This is a genomic window from Sulfitobacter sp. D7 (genome assembly GCF_003611275.1).
Classification (GTDB): domain Bacteria; phylum Pseudomonadota; class Alphaproteobacteria; order Rhodobacterales; family Rhodobacteraceae; genus Sulfitobacter; species Sulfitobacter profundi.
In genome coordinates this window covers 407,546-430,422 of sequence record NZ_CP020694.1, presented here as the reverse complement: position 1 = coordinate 430,422, position 22,877 = coordinate 407,546, and the positions used below count along the sequence as shown (strand labels likewise).

The 22,877-nt window shown below is 62.0% G+C and carries 21 protein-coding genes; 9 read left to right on the top strand and 12 right to left on the bottom strand.

The annotated features are described in order from the left end of the window. The first annotated feature begins 167 nt into the window (after nt 1-167). Nucleotides 168-1,745, top strand: coding sequence for a gamma-glutamyltransferase family protein (locus B5M07_RS02070; protein WP_120350020.1), 1,578 nt, complete (start codon nt 168-170; stop codon nt 1,743-1,745). A gap of 36 nt (nt 1,746-1,781) precedes the next feature. Here B5M07_RS02070 and hspQ read toward each other — a convergent pair whose 3' ends face one another. After that, nucleotides 1,782-2,108: a heat shock protein HspQ gene (hspQ, locus tag B5M07_RS02065; RefSeq protein WP_067261750.1), complete on the bottom strand. Its 327-nt coding sequence runs from the start codon at nt 2,106-2,108 to the stop codon at nt 1,782-1,784. Between the two features lie 306 nt (nt 2,109-2,414). On the opposite strand from hspQ, the gene B5M07_RS02060 reads away from it, so the two are divergent. Continuing rightward, a complete protein-coding gene (locus tag B5M07_RS02060; RefSeq protein ID WP_067936426.1) occupies nt 2,415-3,005 on the top strand; it encodes a transglycosylase SLT domain-containing protein in 591 nt (196 codons plus the stop codon). 71 nt (nt 3,006-3,076) lie between these two features. On the opposite strand, the gene B5M07_RS02055 is transcribed toward B5M07_RS02060, so the two are convergent. The 4 genes from B5M07_RS02055 to B5M07_RS02040 form a co-directional block, all read right to left on the bottom strand. Further along, nucleotides 3,077-3,682, bottom strand: a complete 606-nt coding sequence (locus tag B5M07_RS02055) for a LolA family protein (RefSeq protein ID WP_120350019.1) — start codon at nt 3,680-3,682, stop codon at nt 3,077-3,079. A 176-nt stretch (nt 3,683-3,858) separates the two neighbouring features. After that, the gene (locus B5M07_RS02050) at nt 3,859-6,774 is read right to left on the bottom strand and encodes a DNA translocase FtsK (RefSeq protein WP_120350018.1); all 2,916 of its coding nucleotides are present in this window, start codon (nt 6,772-6,774) and stop codon (nt 3,859-3,861) included. Nucleotides 6,775-6,786: 12 nt separating this feature from the next. Beyond that, nucleotides 6,787-7,968 (bottom strand): aminotransferase class I/II-fold pyridoxal phosphate-dependent enzyme, encoded by a 1,182-nt coding sequence (locus tag B5M07_RS02045; protein ID WP_120350017.1) that lies wholly within the window; start codon nt 7,966-7,968, stop codon nt 6,787-6,789. 123 nt (nt 7,969-8,091) lie between these two features. Next, on the bottom strand, nt 8,092-9,426 hold the full coding sequence (locus B5M07_RS02040) for an amidase (protein WP_120350016.1): 1,335 nt from the start codon (nt 9,424-9,426) through the stop codon (nt 8,092-8,094). Between the two features lie 85 nt (nt 9,427-9,511). On the opposite strand from B5M07_RS02040, the gene B5M07_RS02035 reads away from it, so the two are divergent. Then, on the top strand, nt 9,512-10,738 hold the full coding sequence (locus tag B5M07_RS02035) for an FAD-dependent monooxygenase (RefSeq protein ID WP_120350015.1): 1,227 nt from the start codon (nt 9,512-9,514) through the stop codon (nt 10,736-10,738). 10 nt (nt 10,739-10,748) lie between these two features. Here B5M07_RS02035 and B5M07_RS02030 read toward each other — a convergent pair whose 3' ends face one another. The 5 genes from B5M07_RS02030 to B5M07_RS02010 all read right to left on the bottom strand — a co-directional run bounded on the left by B5M07_RS02030 (nt 10,749) and on the right by B5M07_RS02010 (nt 14,528). Continuing rightward, nucleotides 10,749-10,931 carry a Trm112 family protein gene (locus B5M07_RS02030; protein WP_067624385.1) on the bottom strand — a complete coding sequence of 61 codons (183 nt, stop codon included), beginning with the start codon at nt 10,929-10,931 and terminating at the stop codon, nt 10,749-10,751. Beyond that, nucleotides 10,928-11,572, bottom strand: a complete 645-nt coding sequence (locus B5M07_RS02025) for an LON peptidase substrate-binding domain-containing protein (protein WP_120350014.1) — start codon at nt 11,570-11,572, stop codon at nt 10,928-10,930. Before B5M07_RS02025 ends, B5M07_RS02030 begins: the two co-directional genes overlap by 4 nt. A gap of 27 nt (nt 11,573-11,599) precedes the next feature. Continuing rightward, nucleotides 11,600-12,520, bottom strand: coding sequence for a thioredoxin (trxA, locus tag B5M07_RS02020; RefSeq protein WP_120350013.1), 921 nt, complete (start codon nt 12,518-12,520; stop codon nt 11,600-11,602). Between the two features lie 54 nt (nt 12,521-12,574). Continuing rightward, a complete protein-coding gene (locus B5M07_RS02015; RefSeq protein ID WP_120350012.1) occupies nt 12,575-13,363 on the bottom strand; it encodes an exodeoxyribonuclease III in 789 nt (262 codons plus the stop codon). Nucleotides 13,364-13,841: 478 nt separating this feature from the next. Next, nucleotides 13,842-14,528, bottom strand: coding sequence for a response regulator transcription factor (locus B5M07_RS02010; RefSeq protein WP_067261731.1), 687 nt, complete (start codon nt 14,526-14,528; stop codon nt 13,842-13,844). A gap of 162 nt (nt 14,529-14,690) precedes the next feature. Between B5M07_RS02010 and ribA the strand changes: the two genes are divergently transcribed. Both ribA and B5M07_RS02000 read left to right on the top strand, forming a co-directional pair. Further along, the gene (gene ribA / locus B5M07_RS02005) at nt 14,691-15,782 is read left to right on the top strand and encodes a GTP cyclohydrolase II (RefSeq protein ID WP_120350011.1); all 1,092 of its coding nucleotides are present in this window, start codon (nt 14,691-14,693) and stop codon (nt 15,780-15,782) included. Continuing rightward, complete coding sequence (locus tag B5M07_RS02000; RefSeq protein ID WP_120350010.1) at nt 15,779-16,273, top strand: L,D-transpeptidase family protein; 495 nt, start codon at nt 15,779-15,781, stop codon at nt 16,271-16,273. The genes ribA and B5M07_RS02000 overlap by 4 nt, the downstream gene beginning before the upstream one ends. On the opposite strand, the gene B5M07_RS01995 is transcribed toward B5M07_RS02000, so the two are convergent. Further along, nucleotides 16,263-16,916: a YggS family pyridoxal phosphate-dependent enzyme gene (locus B5M07_RS01995; RefSeq protein ID WP_120350009.1), complete on the bottom strand. Its 654-nt coding sequence runs from the start codon at nt 16,914-16,916 to the stop codon at nt 16,263-16,265. The genes B5M07_RS02000 and B5M07_RS01995 overlap by 11 nt on opposite strands. Nucleotides 16,917-17,018: 102 nt before the next feature. After that, a complete protein-coding gene (locus B5M07_RS01990; protein ID WP_120350008.1) occupies nt 17,019-17,969 on the bottom strand; it encodes a porin in 951 nt (316 codons plus the stop codon). 291 nt (nt 17,970-18,260) lie between these two features. Between B5M07_RS01990 and B5M07_RS01985 the strand changes: the two genes are divergently transcribed. The 4 genes from B5M07_RS01985 to holA all read left to right on the top strand — a co-directional run bounded on the left by B5M07_RS01985 (nt 18,261) and on the right by holA (nt 22,866). Then, nucleotides 18,261-18,755, top strand: coding sequence for a DUF3576 domain-containing protein (locus B5M07_RS01985; protein ID WP_120350007.1), 495 nt, complete (start codon nt 18,261-18,263; stop codon nt 18,753-18,755). Nucleotides 18,756-18,837: 82 nt separating this feature from the next. Beyond that, the gene (leuS, locus tag B5M07_RS01980) at nt 18,838-21,384 is read left to right on the top strand and encodes a leucine--tRNA ligase (protein WP_120350006.1); all 2,547 of its coding nucleotides are present in this window, start codon (nt 18,838-18,840) and stop codon (nt 21,382-21,384) included. Next, nucleotides 21,371-21,871: an LPS assembly lipoprotein LptE gene (lptE, locus tag B5M07_RS01975; RefSeq protein WP_120350005.1), complete on the top strand. Its 501-nt coding sequence runs from the start codon at nt 21,371-21,373 to the stop codon at nt 21,869-21,871. The genes leuS and lptE overlap by 14 nt, the downstream gene beginning before the upstream one ends. After that, a complete protein-coding gene (gene holA / locus B5M07_RS01970; RefSeq protein ID WP_120350004.1) occupies nt 21,868-22,866 on the top strand; it encodes a DNA polymerase III subunit delta in 999 nt (332 codons plus the stop codon). The genes lptE and holA overlap by 4 nt, the downstream gene beginning before the upstream one ends. The last annotated feature ends 11 nt before the right edge of the window (nt 22,867-22,877 follow it).

The following is a 22,877-nucleotide window of genomic DNA, read 5'->3' as shown; positions in this document are numbered from 1 at the left end:
TGCGCCTTGGTTGTAGGGCAAAAGAGTGCCTGTAGCTGCAAATAGCTTCCCTCGGCACCGTGTTTAATAGCCCCCACCCAGTACGCGGTGCCGAGGATCTTTCCCCGCATTGGCAGAACCGAAATGACCGTCTAGGGTCACGCTGATATATCAGCGAGGGACAGCACATGCGCGATTTTCACTTTCCCGGCCGGTCACCGGTCTTGGCCACCAATGGCATCTGCGCCACGTCGCACCCGCTCGCCGCGCGGGCGGCGGTCGATATCCTTGCGCGCGGGGGCAACGCCATGGACGCGGCCATTGCCGGGGCGGTCCTGCTGGGCATTTGCGAGCCACAGATGACCGGGATTGGCGGCGATTGCTTCGTGCTCTACTCTCCGGCGGGGAGCGAAGAAGTCCATGCGCTAAACGGCTCAGGCCGCGCACCCGCAGCGCTGGACGCCGCCAAGCTGCGCGACAAGGGCGAGAAGACGGTGCCGCTGCGCTCAGCCGATGCGGTGACCATTCCCACCGCCATAGATGCCTTTTGCCACCTGTCCGACAGCCTCGGCAAGCTGGGGCTGGACGCGTTGCTGGCCCCTGCGATCCACTATGCCGACGCCGGGGTACCCATCGCCCCGCGCGTGGCTTTTGATTGGGCCACGGACGGCGGCACCCTTCAGGGGCGCGCGCGGGACCACTTCCTCATCAAAGGTAAAACGCCCCGCGTCGGTGATATTTTCCGCGCGCCGGGACAGGCCGAAGTGCTGCGCCGCGTGGCCGCGAAAGGGCGCGATGCCTTCTACACCGGAGAGATCGCCGAAGACATGATCGCCACCCTGCAAGCCGCAGGTGGCAGCCATAGCGCCGAGGATTTCGCCAGCGCCCGCGCCGAGGTCTCGACGCCCGTGTCGGGCCACTACAAAGACCTCGAAGTGGTCGAACATCCGCCCAATGGCCAAGGGGCGACCGCCCTGCTTCTGATGAATATCCTAGATCACTTCGACATCGCCGGAATGGACCCACTGGGAGCCGAGCGGCTGCATATTGAGGCCGAGGCCACCAAACTGGCCTATGACGCGCGCAACCGGTTTCTGGCGGACCCGGATCACACCACGCGGTTGGAGCATATGTTGGCGGCTGAGACCGCCCGCGCCCTTGCAGCGCTGATCGATCCCAAACGCGCCATGGCCGCCGCCGCGCCGATCAGCGAGGCGGTGCACAAAGACACGATCTATATCACCGTGGTGGATGGGGACGGGATGTCGGTCTCGCTGATCTATTCGATCTTCCATGGCTTCGGCGCTGGCATCGCGTCGGATAAGTTCGGCATCCTGCTGCAAAACCGTGGCGCGGGCTTCACGCTGGAACAAGGCCACCCGAATGAGCTGAAAGGCGGCAAACGCCCGATGCATACGATCATTCCCGGCATGATCCGCGAAAACGGTCGCGTGACCATGCCCTTTGGCGTGATGGGCGGGGCCTATCAGCCCTGCGGCCACGCGTGCTTTGCCTCGAACCTCACCGATTTCGGCATGGACGTGCAAAGCGCCATCGACGCGCCGCGCGCCTTTGCCGATGGGCAAGTGATGAAGGTCGAACGCGGCTTTGGCGACGACGTCCGCCAAACCTTGAGCGATCTGGGCCATAAGGTTGAGGTGCCTGAAACGGCAATCGGCGGCGCACAGGCGATCCGCATCCGCGAAGATGGCGTGCTGGAAGGCGCGAGCGACCCGCGCAAGGACGGCTGTGCCTTGGGGTATTGATGAAATGTCCGGCGGGCAAGCGACGGCCCGCCGGGCTCAGTTCATCTGGAAATGCAGCGGATAGGCACCGTCGGTGAAGGGGCCGAAAAGATCGGGGATATCGGGGTGGTCCACAGGCTCCCCCGAATAATCAGCCACGAGGTTCTGCTCGGACACATAGGCCACATAGTAGCTCTGATCATTCTCGGCCAAGAGATGATAGAACGGCTGGTCTTTCACCGGACGGTTCTCTTCGGGAATCGCCTCATACCATTCTTCGGTATTTGCGAATTCCGGGTCGACGTCAAAAATCACACCCCGAAAGGGATGCTTCTTGTGACGGACGATTTGCCCGAGGTGATATTTTGCGCGCGTACGTATCATAACATGCTGCCCCTACCCCTCGACGGTAGCCCTTTCAAGGGGCTTTTGTCCAATCAAGGCGGCTCCGCGCGGGGAAACAGACTGTGAACGCAGCACCGACAGTGGGTTTCCGGCAGCACTCCGGGCGGGCGATCAACAGGTTTGTCGGGATTTCGCGGAATACCGCCTGCGCAGGGCTGCGCGGTCAGCGCAATATCGCGCAACGCGGCGCGTAATTTCCCAATTTAGTGATGTGATGAAGGGGGTGAATCGGTTAAAGTCTTTTGAAAAAACGTCCCCTAACAAAAAACGAGAGGCGAGAGGCAGATGAGCAAGCATTTTTGCGCAATGATGATCGTACTGCTGGTGGCATCCTGCGGCGGCGGGCCTCAAACGGCCCCGCGTGATCTGGATAACGCCTGCACGATCCTGAAAGAGCACCCCGACTATCTGAGGGCATTCCGCGCGACCGAGCGCAAATGGGGTGTACCGATCCACGTGCAGATGGCCACCATCCATCAAGAAAGCAAATTCGTGGCTGACGCGCGGACGCCGTTCAAATACGTGCTGGGCGTGATCCCGATGGGCCGCCAGTCCAGCGCCTTTGGCTATTCACAGGCCTTGGACGCGACATGGGATGAATATCTGGAATCCGAAGGCCGCTGGCGTGCGAAACGCGATGAGATCCGCGACGCGAGCGATTTCATGGGTTGGTACATGAACCTGACGCGCGACCGGAACGGCATTTCCCTGCACGACGCCCGGAACCAATACCTCGCCTATCACGAGGGGCACACGGGTTTTTCCCGGCAGAGCTACAACAGCAAGGCTTGGCTGGTCGGGGTCGCGGGCAAGGTCGATTCCCGCGCCAAACTGTATGAAAGACAGATCGCCGGCTGCCGTTTGGGCCGCTGGTAAAAACGATCTAATCCAATGCAAAACGCCCCGGCTGGATCAGCCGGGGCGTTTTTTTTGTTCAGCAGGGCCGCTTAGCGTTTGCTGCCTGCCCGTGCGCCTGCGGTGTCAAACAGGCTGTTGGAGATATTGCCCCCCACCTGCATGTCACCCAGCACAACGGTCGTGGCACTGCCATTGCCGTCGTTGATGATCCACTGACGCAGCTGCACCGGGTTGCCGGTGAACTTCATCTGGATGTTGCCATATTGCGGGTTGGCGGGGTCTTGGGCCGTGACCGTGGTGGCGGTGCCGTCATAGCTGTGACCGGTCACCATTTTCGCCCGGCCCAGATTGACGTTATCCGCCAAGATGATCGACAGCGGGGTGCGTGCCAGCGGATAGGTCTCGGCCGGCTGGTTGGATTTCTTGTCATAGATCACAACCGTATTGGCACCCGCAACGACCAGACCGGAATCAGGGGCGTTATATTCGAAACGTACCTTACCGGGGCGTTTGATATAGATCGTGCCCGTGCTGATCGACCCATCATCGTTGATCTGGGTAAAGTCGCCCTTGGCGGTGCGAAGCTGGTTCAGATAGCCCGAGATCTCGTTCAGCGACAGCTGCTGCGCCGCCGCCGCGAGGGGGGCCGATATGGCCAGACCAACCGCCAGAATAGCAGAAGTAAGTTTACGCATGTTGTTCGTCCTGTGTTGCCTCACGTTCTGACATAGGGCGGGTGGGCGTGATATTCGATATCAGGGGGCGGTTTTTCGCTATCGCAGCCTCTGCCCCATAAAAAAACACCGCCGGGAGGGAGGCCCGGCGGTGTTTTTCTTTATGACCGCCCCCGAGAGGGGAGGGGGCGCGTAGCCTATGCCTGTTCCGGCACCAGAATCTCGCGCTTGCCAACATGGTTGGCCGGAGACACGAGCCCCTCTTCCTCCATCTGCTCCACCAAACGCGCGGCCTTGTTATAGCCGATCGCCAGTTTGCGCTGGATGTAAGAAGTCGAGCATTTGCGGTCTTTGATGACCACCTGAACGGCGGTGTCATAAAGCGCGTCTTCACCATCGGTATTGCCGCCAAGGCCCAGCACCGCGTCGATGTTGCTTTCTTTATCCTCGGACGGCCCTTCAACCACACCACCGACATAGTCGGGCTCACCGAACTGCTTGAGGTGGTTAACGATCTCTTCGACCTCTTCGTCGCTGACGAAGGGGCCGTGGCAACGGGTGATCTTGGCCCCGCCCGCCATATAGAGCATGTCGCCCATGCCCAGCAGCTGCTCGGCACCCATTTCACCCAAGATCGTGCGACTGTCGATTTTCGAGGTCACTTGGAAGGAAATCCGCGTCGGGAAGTTCGCCTTGATCGTGCCGGTGATAACATCGACCGAGGGGCGCTGCGTCGCCATGATCAGGTGGATACCCGATGCCCGCGCCATCTGCGCCAGACGCTGAATGCAGGCTTCGATTTCCTTGCCCGCGACCATCATCAGGTCGGCCATCTCGTCGACGATGACAACAATATAGGGCAGCGCCTCGGGGGTGTTTTCCTCAGTCTCAAAGATCGGCTCGCCGGTATCTTCGTCAAAGCCGGTTTGCACGGTACGAGAGAACATCTCGCCCTTGGCCAGCGCTTCGCGGACGCGACCGTTGTACCCTTCGATGTTCCGCACGCCCATTTTGGACATCTTGCGATAGCGCTCTTCCATCTCTCCGACGGTCCATTTCAGCGCGACAACGGCCTTTTTCGGGTCGGTCACAACTGGGGACAGCAGATGCGGAATGCCGTCATAGACGCTGAGTTCCAGCATCTTGGGGTCGATCATGATCATCCGGCATTCTTGCGGCGTCAGCTTGTACAGCAGCGACAGGATCATCGTGTTGATCGCCACCGATTTACCCGAACCGGTGGTCCCCGCGATCAACAGGTGCGGCATTTTCGCAAGGTTGGCGACAACCGGATCACCGCCGATGTCCTTACCAAGCGCCAGCGGCAGGCGCTGGTTGCCGTCGCCGAAATCACGACTCGACAGGATTTCGCGCAGGATCACCTTCTCGCGGTGTTCATTCGGCAGTTCGATCCCGATCACGCTGCGGCCCGGTACGGTCGAGACACGCGCCGACAGCGCGGCCATGGAGCGCGCGATGTCATCCGCAAGACCGATGACGCGGCTGGCCTTGAGACCCGGCGCAGGCTCAAGCTCATACATGGTGACGACGGGGCCGGGGCGCACGGCGACAATCTCGCCCTTGACGCCGTAATCATCGAGCACGGTTTCCAACATGCGCGCGTTTTCTTCCAACGCCTCATCGCTCAGGTGCAAACGCTGCACGCCTTCGGGGCTTTCCAAAAGGCTCAGCGGTGGCAGCTCAAATCCGGGATGCGTGTCGTCGAAGGTCAAAGCAGGCTGCGCTTCGACCTGTGCCTGCTTGGAGGGCTGCACGGGCTTGCGGGTTGGCTGATGCACCACTTTGCGCGGCTCGGCCACGGGGATTTTCATCGTTTCGGGTGCAGGCGCTTGCTGCAAAGGCAGGCTTTCGGAGGTGACGGTATCCTCGTAGCGCTCAACCATTGGGTCTTGCATCATCGGGTCTTCGACCATCGGCTCCGGTGCGTGCTCAGGCTGAACCTGCGGCCTGCGCAGCAGCGGCTCAGGGCGCAAGGTGACAGCGCCTGCGGTCAAAGGCGGCTCGGCGCGCAGGGTGGCGGGCTGGCTGGTGTTCAGCAACAGCGGGTCCGGTCCACGGCCCCGGCCTTTGGTCAGCGGGGCGGTTGTGGGCGTGTGGATCGCATTGGCATTGCGGACGCGGTTCTTGATGACATCGGCGATCTTGCTCTTGATGCGCTCCTCGCCCGGTGTCTCATCCACGATGGCGTCGCTGTAGGTCTCGATCAGTTCCGGCTCGGGCATATCGTCCGCTTCGGGGCGTTTGATAAGACCGGGCATGCGGCCAAACAGGCTGCGCGGCTCTGCTTCCGGCTCAGGCATAGGGGCTTGCTGCGCGTAATAATCCTGACCAGCATCCTGTGCGACCCAAGTCTCGGCTTCCTCAGCCTCCTGACGGCGACGCTCACGGCGTTCGGCCTGACGGGCCGACAGGTTCTGCGCGGCCACAACGGCACCGCTGGCGCCACGGCCCAGAAGGGTCATCAACCCGGCATAGGCCATGATCAGACCGACCAGCAGGAACCGCGCGATGCGCAACAACTCAGCCTTGGTGAAACCCAGTACAAAGGCACCAAGAGCCACGATTGCCACGCCCATCAAAAGCGACATCAGCTTGACCGTCAGGGTCGAGCCGATGGGCAGGATCGTCAGCAGCGCGCCCATGACGGTATCGCCAAAAAGCCCGCCCAGACCGAAGCTATGGGTCAACAGCCATTCCTGACCGGGGGCCAGTGTGGCGGCATAGATGGCCCCAAGCGCCACGGCGATGGGAGCAAAGATCAGACGCCCGAGGGCGCGGTCATCGCCTTGATGCAGCGCGAAACGCCCGCCCCAGAACAGCAGGACAATGGCAATGCCCCAAGCGCCCCAGCCAACGATCATGAACAACGGTGCAGCGATGGAGGCACCGATCCGGCCCATCCAGTTCTGCACCGGCGCATCCGTCGAGACCATCCAGTTGGGATCGTCGGGCGTATAGCTGCCGATCATCATGGCGGCCATAATGCCCAGCATGATCAGCGCCAGCCCCAGCAGTTCACGACCGCGCTTTTCGATTGCCTCGGCCATGTTGCTGTCTAGCAATGGATCGCGTCCCCGTGTCTGATATGCCATGTCGTCCCTCGCTTATGTCGAATACAGACAGTCGCGGATCGCTTCCAACCCGCGCGTCGTTTCGTCTTTTGGGGCCACCAAGGCGACCCGAATGTAATTCTGACCGGGATTAACCCCGTCTACGTTCTGCGCCAGATAGCTGCCGGGCAGCACCCGCACGCCTGTCTCGCGCCACAGTTTCAGCGCTGCGGCCTCGTCATCCTCGACCGGGAGCCACAAGAAGAACCCCGCCTCGGGGCTCGCATAGCCCGGCACATTGCCAAAGATCCGGTCGGCGATGGCGTATTTCTCTTGGTAGAGCGCGCGGTTCTCTTCCACATGCGCCTCATCCGCCCAAACAGCGGCAGCGGCCTGTTGCAAGGGCAGCGGCAATGGCGCGCCCGCGTAGTTGCGCAGCTGCTTGATCTCGCGCATCGTCTCTGCCCCGCTGGCGGCAAAGCCCGAACGCAGCCCCGGCAGGTTGGAGCGTTTCGACAGCGAGTGAAAGATCACCACCCGGTTGCGGTCGGTGCCGAGTTCCTTAACCACCTCCAGCGCGCCGGTGGGGGGCGTGTCGCGGTAGATCTCGGAATAGCATTCATCGGCGAAGATCAGGAAATCATATTTCTCGGCCAGCGCGATCAGATCGGCCCAATAGTCACGCGAGGCGACAACGCCCTGCGGGTTGGCGGGCGAGCAAAGATAGGCCGCCGTGGTGCGGCGCAGCACGTCTTCTGGCAGGCTGGCATAGTCCGGCAAATGACCGGTTTCGGCGGTGGCGGGCACCATGATTGGCTCTGCCTCACCGGAAATCGCGCCGATCATATAGACTTGGTAGAAGGGGTTCGGCATCAGGATGGCCGATTTCTCCCCATTCTTCGTCGCGGGGCAAAGCGCGATGACGGCATTATATAGCCCCTCGCGGGTGCCGTTGAGGGCCATGACTTCGGTCTCGGGGTCCATTTCGACACCGTAGCGCCGCGCGATCCATGCGGCGATGGCGGCGCGCAACTCGGGCGAGCCGTCGTTTGGCGGGTATCTGTTGAAACCTTCGGCGTGTTTCGTGATCTCATCCGTGACCCAAGCCGGGAAAGCATGTTTCGGCTCGCCAATGGTCATATGGATAGGCGTACCGCCGCCCTCATGCCCATCAAGCAAGGCACGCAGGCGCGGCCACACGTGGGCCGGAAGGTTCGAAAACCGCTCGGAATACATCATCAAAACTGCCTCGGATCGGGATCATTTGCGCCCCGTTTGCCCCAAGGTACCCAAGGCCGCCTCTCCCGTCCAGAAAAACCGGGAGATTTGCCGCCCTTGTGGCTTTTCGGTCGTGCGCTGTTATGCCTCGCGCAGGGCCGCTTCAGCCGCTGCACCAAGGCGCAAAAGCTGCTCTTCGGCATTGGAAGCCGCCATCAAAGAGATGCCGCAGGACGGCGCTCCGGTTGGCAACGTAAGCGCGCAGAGCCCCATGAGATTCGCGACTCGCGTGTTGCGCAGCGAAAGGAGATTCTGCGCGAGGTAATAGTCGTGATCGCTGTTCAGCCGCTCGATGTTCGGCGGCAGCATCGGCGCGGTCGGCACCAGCACCGCGTCATAGCCCGCCACGGCCCGGTCATAGCCCGCCCGCGCCAGATCAAGCTTGGCCCAAGCGGCGACGTAATCAGGGCCAGAGAACCCCTTACCCAACCGAAAACGCTCAAGAATTTCGCTGAACATCGCCTCTGGGTTCGCCTCGATCACATCCCGCCACAACCCGTAGGCTTCGGTGGTGTAGAGACAAGAACTCAGCGGCATCGCCTCTTCGACCTCGGGCACGGCGATTTCATCGACAGTAGCACCTGCGTCTCGCAACCGCTCCACTGCCGCGTTGAAAGCCGCCTTTGGCTCTTCGGAAAGCTCTTCCATCACAACGTTGGTCAACACCGCAAAACGACAACCTTCGAGATCGCTTTCGTGCAAATCGGGAGATTTGGCACCTTCTAAAACGCTCAGCAGCAGCGCTGCATCTTCGACAGATCGGCAAAGCGGGCCGACCGTATCAAACTTCGCCGCCAGCGGCACCGTCCCGGCCAGAGAGACACGGCCCGCTGTGGTTTTCAGCCCCACCAGATCGTTCCACGCCGCCGGGATACGCACTGACCCGCCCGTATCGGAGCCAATCGCCGCCGCCGCCAGGCCAAAGGCAACCGAAGCCGCCGCCCCGGAGGACGACCCGCCCGACACACTGTCAGGCTCGTTGACACAAGGCGGTGTCGCAGTGCTGGGGTTATGACCAAGGCCCGAAAAAGCCAATTCGCTCATATGGGTCTTACCCAAACAGACCAGCCCCATGGCCGTGGCATTGGCGAGGACTTCGGCGTCGCTTTCCGGCACGCGGCCTTCGAGCAGCTTGGTCCCCGCCTCCGTCGCCGTGCCTGCGGTGTCAAAAAGGTCTTTCCAAGAGATCGGCACACCATCGAGGGGCGACAGGCGCTGGCCGTCGCGGGCGCGCTCTGCCGCCGCCGCCGCTTCGGCGCGGGCGCGCTCGGGGGTGACGCGGGCATAGATACGGTCGCGCATCGGATGCGCGTCGATGGCATCAAGAAAGGTATCGCAAAGCGCCACGGGGTCGATATCGCCCGCCGCGATTCCGCGCCCCAGATCCGCTGCCGTCATTTCCAACAATTCGTGCATGTCGTACCCCTTGCCGATGTTCGTGGCGAACCTAGCGACCGTTCGGCGCATGGACAATCCCTGCGCGCAGGTCATATCTAGGGCCATGGATTTTGACCACGATATCGCGATCATCGGCGGCGGGCTGAACGGCCCTGCCCTTGCTCTGGCCCTCAGCCGCGCGGGTTTGCGCGTGGCGGTGATTGACGCCCTGCCCGCGCAGACCTTTGAGAATGCCGACTTCGATGGCCGCGCCTATGCGCTGGCGCTGACCTCGGTCAGGTTGATGGAAGGCATCGGCATCTGGCCCGAGATCGCCGGCGACGCCCAGCCGATGCTGGAGATCAAAGTCACCGATGGGCGCGCCGGAACCGGCCCCTCGCCCATGTTCATGCATTTCGACCATGCCGAGATCGAAGAAGGCCCAATGGGCCACATGGTCGAAGACCGCCACCTGCGCCGCGCCTTGCTAAAGGCCGTTGCGGCCGATCCGGCGATCACCCTGTTGAACGACACCCGCGTCACCGATCAAACGGTAGAGCCGACAGGCATCACCCTGACGCTGGAGGGTGGCAAGACCCTGCGCGCGCGACTGGCAGTCGGGGCCGATGGGCGCGGCAGCGGCACCGCCGAACGCGCCGGGATCAAGCGCATCGCATGGTCCTATGCACAAACCGCATTGGTCTGTGTGGTCAACCACGAGAAACCCCACCACGGCATCGCGCATCAGTTCTTCATGCCCCCCGGCCCGCTGGCGATCTTACCGCTAACCGGCAACCGCTCGCTGATCGTCTGGAGCGAAGCCAGCGCCAATGCCGCCGCCATCAATGCCCTGCCCGAGGCGCAATACCTTGACGTGCTGCGCCCGCGCTTCGGCAGCTTTCTGGGTGAGATTTCTCTGACCGGCCCGCGCTACAGCTATCCGCTGGGCCTGTCGCTGGCGCATTCCATGACCGCGCCGCGCGTGGCGCTTCTGGGCGACGCGGCCCATGGCGTGCACCCCATCGCGGGTCAGGGGCTGAACGCGGGCCTGCGCGATGTGGCGGCCTTGGCCGAGGTGATTGCCGATGCGGTGCGACGGGGCGAAGACCCCGGAAACGACGCGGTACTGGCGCGTTATCAGGAATGGCGGCGCTTCGACAATGCCAGCCTCGCGCTGGCGACAGACAGCTTTAACCGGCTGTTTTCGAACGACAATGCGCTTTTGCGCTTGGCCCGCGACATGGGCATGGCCGCGATCAACGCCCTGCCCGGCCTGCGCCGGACCTTCATCCGCGAAGCGGCGGGGCTGACGGGCGACTTGCCCCGATTGATGCGTGGAAAGCCCCTTTAGCGGGGTCCAGTTACAGCGTCCGCGCTTCGTCCGGCAGCATCACCGGAATGCCATTGCGGATCGGATAGGCCAGCCCGGCAGCTTTCGACACCAGCTCTTGCTTTTCCGCGTCATAGGTCAGCGTGGTCTGGGTGCGCGGGCAGATCAATGCCTCCAGCATCCGGCGGTCGAATTGAACGGTGGCATCCGTCATTGCATCAAGCCCTCTTCCTGACCGCCGCGCATCGCGAATTCGATCAATGTCACCAATGTCTCGCGCCGGGTTTCCAGCGAAGGCGCCTCTAGCAACGCCTGTTTGTCCTCGGCTTCAAACTCCAACATCATCGACAGGGAGTTTATCAGCAGCTCATCCTCGGCATCTTTCAACGTGTCCCAATCAGCCGAGAGGCCGCGGGTGTCGAAATACCGCCCCAAGAGATCAAGAAACCGCACCCGGTCGAAACTGTCGTCGACCTCATCCTCGCCCAAGTCACGGTCAAAGCCCGCCCAGTTCACATCGCAGCGGCGATAGGGGGAAAAGCCTTCGATCTCTTCCACCACGCGAAAGCGCGAGACGCCGCCAAGGGTCACCATATAGCGGCCATCCTCGGTCTCGGAAAACTGGGTGATGCGGCCCGCGCAGCCGATCTGGTGCAGCCCGTTGCCGTCGCGGCCGGGTATTTCGTTGGGCTGGACCATGCCGATCAGCCGCGTATCGGTCTTGAGCGCGTCTTCGATCATTTGAAGGTAGCGCGGTTCGAAGATATGCAGCGGCAGGCGCGAGCGGGGCAGCAGCAGTGCCCCTGCCAACGGAAAGATCGCAATAGTCTTGGGCAATTCTGCGGGCTTGATCATGACAAAGGACTTAGTGCGCCCGTCTCCTCAGGCAAATATCATTGACGACAGTTTGCGACGGCCATTCAGCACCACCGGATCATTGGGTTTAAGCGCCTCAAAAATGGTGAAAAGCTGCGTCTTGGCGGCGCCCTCGTTCCACTCTTTGTCGCGGCGGAAAAGCTCCAGCAGATGATCGACAGCGGCCTCGGCATCGTCATGGGCGTAAAGCGCTTGGGCCAGATCGAACCGCGCCTGATGATCGTCGGGGTTCGCCTCTACCTTCTCGGTCAACTCGGCCACGGGGCCGGCATCGGCGGCCTGATGCGCCAGTTGCAATTGGGCATGGGCGGCTTCAAGTTCGGGGGCCTTGGAGATCTCAATCGGCGCACCGTTGAGCAGGGCTTCGGCCTGATCCAAAGCGCCCATGGCGATATGGGACCGGACCATGCCGCCATAGGCGGGCGCGTTCATCGGGTCTTCTTCCAGAATTGCGGCAAAGGTCTGCGCCGCATCCGTGGCGGCCCCCTCGGCCAGCATCTCTTCGGCTGCGGCGACGGCATCGGCCAGCGTATCACCGGGGGCTTCGCCGCCCCCCGCCTTTACCACGCGGTCGACGAAAGCCTTGATCTCGGACTGCGGCAGCGCGCCTTGGAAACCGTCGACCGGCTGGCCTTTGAAAAAGGCATAGACCGTGGGGATCGATTGGATCTGCAATTGGCCCGCGATGTTCTGGGCCTCATCGACATTGACCTTCACCATCTTCACCGCGCCCTTGGCCGCGCGCACGGCGTCCTCCAACATCGGGCCAAGCGTCTTGCAGGGGCCGCACCACGGCGCCCAGAAATCAACGATGACCGGCACCGTTTGCGAGGCATCGACCACGTCAGCCATGAAGGTCGCCTCGGTCGTGTCCTTGATCAGGTCGGCATCCGCAGGGGCGGCGGTGGAAAGGTTCAGGTCGGTCATGCTGTTATCCTCGCTAATCGCGTTTGGCCTTATATGGACGTGCGGGGACGCGATTCAAAGGTCAAAACTGGCAAAAACCGGCGCGTGGTCGCTGGGTTTCTCCCAACCGCGCGCATCGCGGACGATATGGCTGGAGTGCCCGGCCTGCGCGATATCCGATGTGGCCCAGATATGATCGAGCCTGCGACCCTTGTCGGCGGCATCCCAATCGGCAGCGCGGTAGGACCACCAGCTATAGAGATTGCCCGCGGGCACATCTTGGCGGGTGATATCGACCCAATTGCCCGCATCCTGCACCGCGCCAAGCGCTTCGACCTCGACAGGCGTGTGGCTGACGATCTTCAACAGCTTTTTATGGTCCCAGACATCATCCTCACGCGGGGCGATGTTCAGGTCGCCCACAAGGATCGACTTCTCGGGTTTGTCGCCGTGGAACCAGTCGCGCATTTCCGAGAGGTAATCGAGTTTCTGGCCAAACTTCTCATTGATCTCGCGGTTGGGTTTGTCGCCGCCTGCGGGGACGTAGAAATTGTGGATCGTGGTGCCGTTTTCCAGCTTGGCCGCCACATGGCGGGCGTGGCCCAACATGGCGAAATCCTGATCGCCCGCATCCACCAAGGGCAGCTTCGACAGGATCGCCACACCGTTGTAGCCCTTCTGCCCACGCGCAACCATATGCGTGTATCCCGCCACCTTGAACGCCTCGACCGGGATCTTGTCGACCGGGCTTTTGCATTCTTGAAGGCAGAGCACATCCGGCCCGTGTTCGGCCAGCAGCTTCAACACCAAAGGCTCGCGCAGACGGACAGAGTTGATGTTCCAAGTGGCGAGAGAAAAGGACATGGGGGCAGGCTCCGGTCTGGGGGTAGGTCGGCACAATAACGCGGGTGGCGCGGCGGTGCCATGCGGAAATGGGGTTCCTTGCGGTAAGGGCCATCGCCTGCCCGCGAGTCGGCGACCCAAGGCCGCTTGTTGCCACTTTATGGTGCGGCCTTGATGTGGGTTCTGAAGGTCGCGCCCAGCCTCTCTAAATCGCCTATCCGGTCGCACCGGAGGTGCGCTCAGAATGATACGGCACGCCTTTGACGTGACGGGCGGGCAGGCGATGGCCCGGCGCCTGCGGCGTGTCTCCGGGCCGGAGTGACGATCTCAACCCCGCCCCGGACAAAAAAAGGCCGGGCACTATGGCCCGGCCAGTCCAACAGGGAGGTATGTACCTTTACCCGGGTACAAAAGTCGGGCTTCAAACCGAGTGGCGGGTCATGAAAACCCCGCCTCTCAGGGTTTCCAACCAAACGAGGTTGGAAATGGTTCCCGGTTTTTATGCCATCAGGCGATAACCACCGGATTCAGTCACCAGCAAGCGGGCATTCGAAGGGTCAGGCTCGATCTTCTGCCGCAGGCGGTAAATATGGGTTTCAAGCGTGTGGGTCGTGACGCCCGCGTTGTAACCCCAGACCTCATGCAGCAACACATCGCGCGGCACCACACCATCGTTGGAGCGGTAGAGGAACTTGAGGATATTGGTCTCTTTCTCGGTCAGACGCACCTTGCGGTCGTCCTCCGTGGTCAGAACCTTCATCGCGGGTTTGAACGTATAGGGTCCAAGCTGGAACACCGCATCTTCGGACTGCTCGTGCTGGCGGAGTTGCGCACGGATACGGGCCAGAAGGACGGGGAATTTGAACGGTTTGGTGACATAGTCATTCGCCCCCGCATCAAGGCCGAGGATGGTATCGGCATCGGTGTCATGGCCGGTCAGCATCAGGATTGGGCTTTTCACCCCCTGTTTGCGCATCAGACGGCAAAGCTCACGGCCATCGGTATCGGGCAGGCCCACGTCGAGGATGATAAGATCATAGAGCGCCTCTTTCGCCTTGGTCATCGCCTCGGTGCCGTTGGCGGCCTCGAACACATCGAAATCCTCGGTCATGATAAGCTGTTCGCTCAGCGCTTCGCGCAGGTCATCGTCATCGTCAACGAGCAGGATTTTCTTAAGCTGGGCCATCTATCTCTCCGTCTGTTGTCTTATACATGCGCTTCGACATGGGGTCCGACAAGGGATGTGACCTCTGTCTCACAGCCTCGTGTCAACAAAGCGTGAAATGTTTCAATTCCTTGGGAAATAACTTAGATAAACGCTGAAGCCTTTGCGGAGTTGCAACAAACCATGAGTTTCGCCCCGGACATCACCGAACAACTGGCGCGTGCGCGGGCCGATCTACGCATGGGCGTGCCCGTGGTTTTGGCCGAGGGTGCACAGGCCTCTCTCGTACTGGCGGCTGAAACGCTCACCGCGCAGCGTCTTGCGGATGTGTTGGCCTTGGGCGGCGCGCCGGTGTTGGCGATCACGGCGCGGCGGGCGGAGACGTTAAAGGCCCGCGCCTATGACGGCAATCTCGCCCGCGTACTGCTGCCTCCCGGTGCAACGCCCGCTTGGGTGCAAAGCATCGCTGATCCGGCGGATGATCTGCGCGCCCCGATGAAAGGCCCGCTCAAAACCGCGCGGGGTGGCGATACTGCCGCGCACAGTGCCGCGTTGGATTTGGTGAAAGCCGCGCGAATGCTGCCCGCAGCGCTGATGCTGGACCTGCCGCAGGGCGCTGACTTCGCGCAACTGCATGGGTTGACCATGATTGATCTTACAGCCGCCGCCCCCGTTCTTGCGCGCCGCAGCGCGCTGCACCCAGTGGTCAATGCCCGCCTGCCGATGGAGGTGTCCGAGGCCGGTCGCTTGCATATCTTCCGCCCCGAGGACGGCGGCGAAGAACACTATGCCATCGAGATTGGCCGCCCTGCCCGCAACACACCCGTTCTCTGCCGTCTACACTCGGCCTGCTTTACCGGCGATCTTATGGGCAGTCTGAAATGCGACTGCGGCCCGCAGCTTCGTGCGGCGCTGGCGCAAATGGGCGGTGAGGGCAACGGTATCCTGCTCTATCTTAACCAGGAGGGGCGCGGCATCGGCCTTGCCAATAAGATGCGCGCCTATTCCCTTCAGGATCAAGGCTTTGATACCGTGGAGGCCAATCACCGACTGGGGTTTGAGGATGATGAGCGCGACTTTCGCCTTGGCGCGGACATCCTGCGGTCGATGGGTTTTTCCGCCGTGCGTCTGCTGACCAACAACCCCCGCAAGGTCGGCATGATGGAGCAAAGCGGCGTTGCGGTGACCGAACGTGTCCCGCTCGCCGTGGGCGAAAACCGCCATAACAGCGCCTATCTGGCCACCAAGGCCGCAAAATCGGGCCATTTCCTGTGACACCTAATGACATGGTTTTGACCCCGACGGGGCTGCGGTTTCAGGGGCGGCGCTATGCCTGCAGCATCGGCAAGGGCGGTCTGACCCGTGACAAGCGCGAAGGCGATGGGGCGACGCCGCGCGGGGTGCACCGTTTGGTGGGGATTCTCTACCGGCCTGACCGTATCCCTGCTCCGAGCGCCTGGGCGCAGCCGATCCGCCCGGGTGACCTGTGGTCGGACGCCAGTGGTCAGCCAGACTACAACCACCGCGTCCACGCGCCCTATGGCCATAGCCATGAGGCGCTGCGCCGCGCTGATCCGCTCTATGATCTGGTGATCCTGACCGATTGGAACTGGCCAGAGGCCGAGGCCGGGCGCGGCTCCGCGATCTTTATTCACCAGTGGCGGCGGCCCGGCTACCCGACCGAGGGCTGCATCGCCTTTGCGCGGGACGATCTTCATGAGATCGCGGCCCGTGTCGGCCCGGCGACGCGGCTGATTATTCGCTAACCCGCTCGCCAAAGATGGCAGAGCCGACGCGCACATGGGTAGCACCAAGCGCGATGGCCTGCTCAAAGTCACCGCTCATGCCCATCGACAGGCCGCTTAGATCGTTGCGCGCGGCAATCTTGGCCAGCAGGGCGAAATGCAGCGATGGGGCCTCATCCACCGGGGGGATGCACATCAGCCCCTTGATGGGCAGATCCAGCGCGCGGCATTCGGCAATGAAATCATCCGCCTCACGGGGCATCACCCCGGCCTTCTGATCTTCTTCGCCGGTGTTGACCTGAATGAACAGATCGGGACAGCGGCCCATTTCCTGCGCCAGACGCGCGATGGTCTTGGCCAGTTTGGGCCGGTCGACCGTGTGGATCGCCTCTGCCAGTTCCATCGCCTGACGGACTTTGTTGCTTTGCAAGGGGCCGATGATGTGCAGGTCGATGCCGTCGAATTCTTCGCGGAAGCCGGGCCATTTGCCCGCCGCCTCTTGCACGCGGTTCTCGCCGAAAGAGCAGTGTCCCTCTTCCAAGACCGCACGCACACGCGCGTCGGGCTGAACCTTGCTGACGGCGATCAAGGTGACCGACCCCGCCGCGCGGCCTGCATCGGCTTCGGCTTTCGTGATGCGGTTTTGGATGTCGCTCAGACTCATTTTCGGCCCTCCATTTCAGGCGCGCAGAAAACAACAGCCTTGAGTAAAAGAAAAGGGGCAGACCGAAAGGCCTGCCCCAATATTCAGAGTATGTCGTTCAACTTAGAAGTTGAAGCGAACACCCATGTCGGCGCGGTCGTCGCCGTTGAAGCGGTGAGCAACACCACCACGCAGGGAGACACCGCCGCCCAGGTCGTGGTTGAAGTCAACACCGTAGCCGGTGTCGTTGCCTGCGCCGTCTTGGTCAGCAACATAGACTTCTACGTCTGTCGCTGCGCCAACGTCGAAACGACCGGCCAGAACAACGCGGTCACCGTTGGTGCCGTTGTCAGCAAACGCCAGTGTCACGTCGGCGATGCCGAAGGAACCGCCAGCTGTTGCTGTGAACTCGGTGTCGCCTGCGTCGTCGGAGTCTTGACCACCAACTGCGAAGGTCCAGCCGCTCCATGTGTAAGCAACGTAACCAGCAACGCGGTCGTTGGTGTCGGAAGCAGACACGTGAACCGACAGATCGCCAGCGGAGTACATGACTTCAACGCCGTTGGAGCCAGCTGCGCCGTTACCACCGGAGGAGTATGCGTCGCCGTTGCCGGCGTAGGCGGTGTAGTCATAGCCCAGGCCGGTCAGGCCGAGGTCGATCGGGTACTGACCCGGCATGGATTCCAGAGCACCGAAGATGTTGCCAACGCCGACTTCAAAGCCACCGGAACGAGCGAAGAAACGAACGCCGTTGATGCCTGTGCCTGCGGGACCAGCATTTTCTGCGAAGTCGTCAGCTGTGCCGAGAATGTTGTCGGGACCAGCGTTGATCGACTGCTGCTCATCGGAGTTGTTCTGCTGGATACGTGCACGGGCACCAACAACAACGCCAGCGTCGGACTCAGCTGTCGCGTCGATCTGCAGACGGAAACGGCTGGTGACGTCTGTGGAGTCGCCTGCTGCTGTGTCGTTGTACAGGATACCAAAACGGCCGTAGCCGCCGAATGTTACGTCTGCTGCTGCTACACCGGCGGTCGCAACCAGGGCTGTTGTAGCGAAGAGAACTTTTTTCATGAGTTTTCCCTCGGTTTGAATTCATATGCCCAGACCGGGGAATCCGGTAAGGGTATGAAGGGTGTTTGCCCCCAATGCCCCGCACTTGGCAAGGTTCGCGCGCCCCCCGCCCTCAATGTCGCTGACGCTGGTGCAGCTATGCCACAGTTTCGCCGCCCGGGCCTGCCCCGCCTGCCCGTTACTGCCTTTGGCGCAGGGGCAGAGCGCCCGAACAGGCACCTATGACATAGACCTTGCCGATAAGGGCCTGCTTGGATAGACCGGAGCGCAAACAGGCAAAGGAAAGCTGCAATGGCCCTTCGTACCGCTTGCAAGATGGCGATCTCCGTTCTGGCGCTCAGCGCGCTTGCCGCCTGTGGTGGGGGCTTTGGCAGCCCAGCCACGGAACGGCCGGATCAATACACCAACCCGAACAATCCCAATAACATTGAGACCAATCCAGACAATACGATCTGGTCGATCTTCAATCGCAAGAACACGGATTCCAGCGTTTCAGTGAACAAGTACCTCTGGTCGGCCTCGCTGGAAGTGTTGAACTTCCTGCCGGTGCAATCGGTCGATCCTTTCACCGGGGTTATCGTCACGGGCTACGGCACCCCTCCGGGCGGTGGCCGTGCCTATCGCGCGACCGTGCTGATCGACGACCCGGCACTGGATGCCCGCTCGCTCAACGTGGCGCTGCAATCCTCGGGCGGCCAGCCGGTGGCACGGGCGACAACCCGCGCGGTAGAGGATGCGATCCTCAGCCGGGCGCGGGAGATGCGCGTGTCCGACAGCAGATTCTGAGCCCGCTTAACTCAACACGTTTCCAACGCCGGGCCTTGTGAGAGCAGCAGCCCGGCGTTTTTCATGTCATAAGGTCCCCGTCATGCCCCGCTATACCCCCGCCGAGATCGAAGCCCGCTGGCAGCAAGCCTGGGAAAAGGATGGCGTCTTTCAGGCCGTCCGCAACGCTGACAAGCCGAAATACTATGTGCTTGAGATGTTCCCCTACCCGTCGGGCCGCATCCACATGGGCCATGTGCGCAACTACACGATGGGCGACGTGATCGCGCGCTACAAGACCGCCACCGGGCATAACGTGCTGCACCCGATGGGCTGGGACGCCTTTGGCATGCCCGCCGAAAACGCCGCCATGGCCATCGGCGGCCACCCGGCGGATTGGACCTATGACAACATCGCCGAGATGAAAAAGCAGATGAAGCCGCTCGGCCTGTCGATTGACTGGTCGCGCGAGATCGCCACCTGCCACCCCGGTTACTACGGCCAGCAGCAGGCGCTGTTTTTGGACTTCCTCAAAGAGGGGCTGGTCTACCGCAAAAACGCCGTGGTGAACTGGGACCCGGTCGATATGACCGTGCTGGCCAACGAGCAGGTCGAAAACGGCTGCGGCTGGCGCTCTGGCGCGCCGGTAGAGCGGCGCGAGTTGACGCAGTGGTTCTTCAAGATTTCGGACCACTCCGAAGAGTTGCTCTCGGCGCTCGACAGCCTCGACAACTGGCCCGCGAAGGTAAAGCTGATGCAGGCGAACTGGATCGGCAAATCGCGCGGGCTGCAGTTTGCCTTCTCGACCATCGAAGCGCCTGAAGGTTTCGACCGCATCGAAGTCTACACCACTCGCCCCGACACGCTGCTGGGCGCGTCTTTTGTCGGCATTTCCCCCGATCACCCGCTGGCCAAGACGCTGGAGCGGGACGATGAAGCCGTCGCCGCCTTCTGCGCCGAATGCCGCAAGGGCGGCACCACCGAAGAGGCGATCGAGACCGCCGAGAAGCTGGGCTATGACACCGGCATCCGCGTGCGCCATCCCTTTGACACGGCGCATGAACTGCCCGTCTATATCGCCAACTTCATCTTGATGGACTACGGCACCGGCGCAATCTTTGGCTGCCCAGGCCACGACCAGCGCGATTTCGACTTTGCAACGAAGTACGAGTTGCCGATCATCTCGACCTTCCTGCCGTCGGAAGATGCCTCGCCCAAGCTCGACGAAGCCTTCGTGCCGCAGAAGTCGGAAAAGGTGTTCTACAACCGTGGCTTTGCCGGCGACCAGTGGCAAACCGGCGAAGAGGCTGTTGATGCCGCCATCGCCTTTTGTGAAGAAAACGGCATCGGCCAAGGCGTCACCAAATACCGCCTGCGCGACTGGGGGCTGAGCCGCCAGCGCTACTGGGGCTGCCCGATCCCGGTTGCCCATTGCGACGACTGCGGCGTGGTGCCTGAAAAGAAAGAGAACCTGCCGATCGAGCTGCCCTACGACGTCACTTTTGACACCCCCGGCAACCCGCTTGACCGCCACCCGACATGGCGCAACTGCGCCTGCCCCGCCTGCGGCAAGGACGCCCTGCGCGAGACCGACACGATGGACACCTTCGTCGACAGTTCGTGGTATTTCGCCCGTTTCACCGCGCCGCGCGCGGACACGCCCACCGTCATGGAAGACGCGCAATATTGGATGAACGTCGATCAATATATCGGCGGCATCGAACACGCGATCCTGCACCTGCTCTACTCGCGCTTCTTTGCCCGTGCGATGCAGATCACCGGCCACCTGCCCGAAAGCGCTGTTGAGCCCTTCGACGCGCTCTTTACCCAAGGCATGGTGACGCATGAGATCTACCAGACCCGCGACGATAATGGCCGCCCGGTCTATCACCTGCCCGAGGAGGTGACCGAGGGCAAACTCAGCGACGGCACCGAGGTTGAGATCATTCCCTCCGCCAAGATGTCGAAGTCCAAGAAGAACGTCGTCGACCCGCTGCACATCATCTCGAACTACGGCGCCGACACCGCGCGTTGGTTCGTGCTCAGCGATTCGCCCCCCGAGCGCGATGTGGAATGGACCGCCAGCGGCGCCGAGGCGTCTTACAAGCACCTCTCCCGCGTCTGGAACATCTGCGACCGCGTCGGCGAGATGGACCGTGATGCCGCTGGCACCGGCGATGATGATCTGCTGCGTGCCATGCATAAAACGATCCATGACGTAACGATGGGCGTCGAATCCTTTGGCTTCAACGCGGCGATTGCCAAGCTCTATGCTTTCACAGCGACACTGCAAAAATCCAAAGCAGGCTATGCCGCGCAGCGTGAAGCGATCATGACGCTGGCGCAGTTGATGTCGCCGATGACCCCGCACCTGTCGGAAGACATCTGGGCGCATCAAGGCGGCGAAGGGCTGATCACCAAGGCCCCATGGCCCAAGGCCGACGAGAAGATGCTGGTCGATGACACCGTGACCCTGCCGATTCAGATCAACGGCAAACGCCGGGCGGAAATTCAGGTGCCCGCCGACATGCCGAAGGAAGAGGTTGAAAAAATCGCGCTGGCGCATGAAGCTGTCATTCGAACGCTGGACGGGGCCACACCGAAAAAGGTCATCGTCGTGCCCGGACGGATTGTGAATGTCGTTGCCTAAGCCCACCCATATGCGCCGCCGCTTCCTGTTGGCTCTGCCCCTGCTGGCGCTCGCCGCCTGCGGGTTCGAGCCGGTCTATGGCCCCGGCGGCGCGGGCACGGCCCTGCAAAACCGCGTGCTGGTCGATGCGCCCGAAGACCGCTTTGGCTATTTTCTGGTGCGCGAGGTGGAAACCCGCTTGGGCCGTGCCGCCACCCCCCGCTGGGGGCTGGCGCTGACCACCACCACAACCGAAGACGGGCTGGCCATCGACAGCGAAGGCAACACCCGGCGCTATAACCTGCTTGGCACCACCTCTTACGCGCTGCGCGATCTCGACAGCGGACAAATCGTGACCTCGGGCAAGGTCGAAAGCTTTACCGGCTATTCCGCCACCGGCACCACCGTCGCCACCCGTGCCGCCGAGTTGGACGCGCAAGAGCGCCTAATGGTGATTCTGGCTGACCTCGTCGTGAGCCGTCTTTACGCAGCTGACTTGCCGCAATGAAGCTCACCCCGCGCGACGCAAAGCCCTATTTCGCGCGGCCTGATCCCGCGCGGACGGGGCTTTTGATCTACGGCAGCGATGCCATGCGCGTTGCGCTGAAACGGCAGGAATTTCTGAAAAACCTGCTTGGCGCCAATGCCGAAGAGGAAATGCGCCTGGGCCGGATGCCCGCAGGCGAATTGCGCCGCGATCCGGCGATGCTGATGGACGCGATCAAGGCCGTCGGGTTCTTCCCCGGCCCCCGAGCGGCGCTGGTGGAAGAGGCAAATGACAATATCGCCAAAATCCTGCTCGACGCGCTGAAAGACTGGCAGCCGGGCGACGCGCAGATCATCGTCACGGCGGGCGATCTAAAAAAAACCTCCAAGGTGCTCAAAGCCTTTGAGAGCCACCCCAACGCCTATGCCACCGCGATCTATGATAACCCGCCCGACCGGGCCGAGATTGAGCAGATGCTAAAGGATGCGGGCCTCACCCCCGAGGCCGACGCCATGGCCGCGCTCAGCGATCTGGCCCGCACCCTTGATCCGGGTGATTTCCGCCAAACGCTAGAAAAGATCACGCTCTACAAACTGGGTGACAGCAGCCCCATCGGGCTGGAAGACATCGCCGCCTGCGCCCCCACCTCGACCGAGGCCGAGGTCGACGACATCCTGCATGTGGTCGCCGAGACCCGCGCCGCCGAAATCGGCCCGGTGATGAGCAAGCTGCAAGGCCAAGGCGTGAACCCGGTAACGCTGACGATCATGGCGACCCGGCATTTCCGCACCCTCTACCGCATCGCCGCCAACCCCGGCGCGCCGATCTACGGCGTGCGTGACCGCGACCGCGCCATGCGGCAGGCGCGCAACTGGGGCGCGGTGAAGCTGGAAACTGCGCTTGCGGTGCTGACCGAAACCGACCTCAAGCTGCGCTCTGCCGGGCAGCACGCCCCGGCGCTGGCTTTGGTCGAGCGGGCCTTTATCCGTCTGGCGATGCTGGGCGCACAACGTTGATTTTGGGAGAG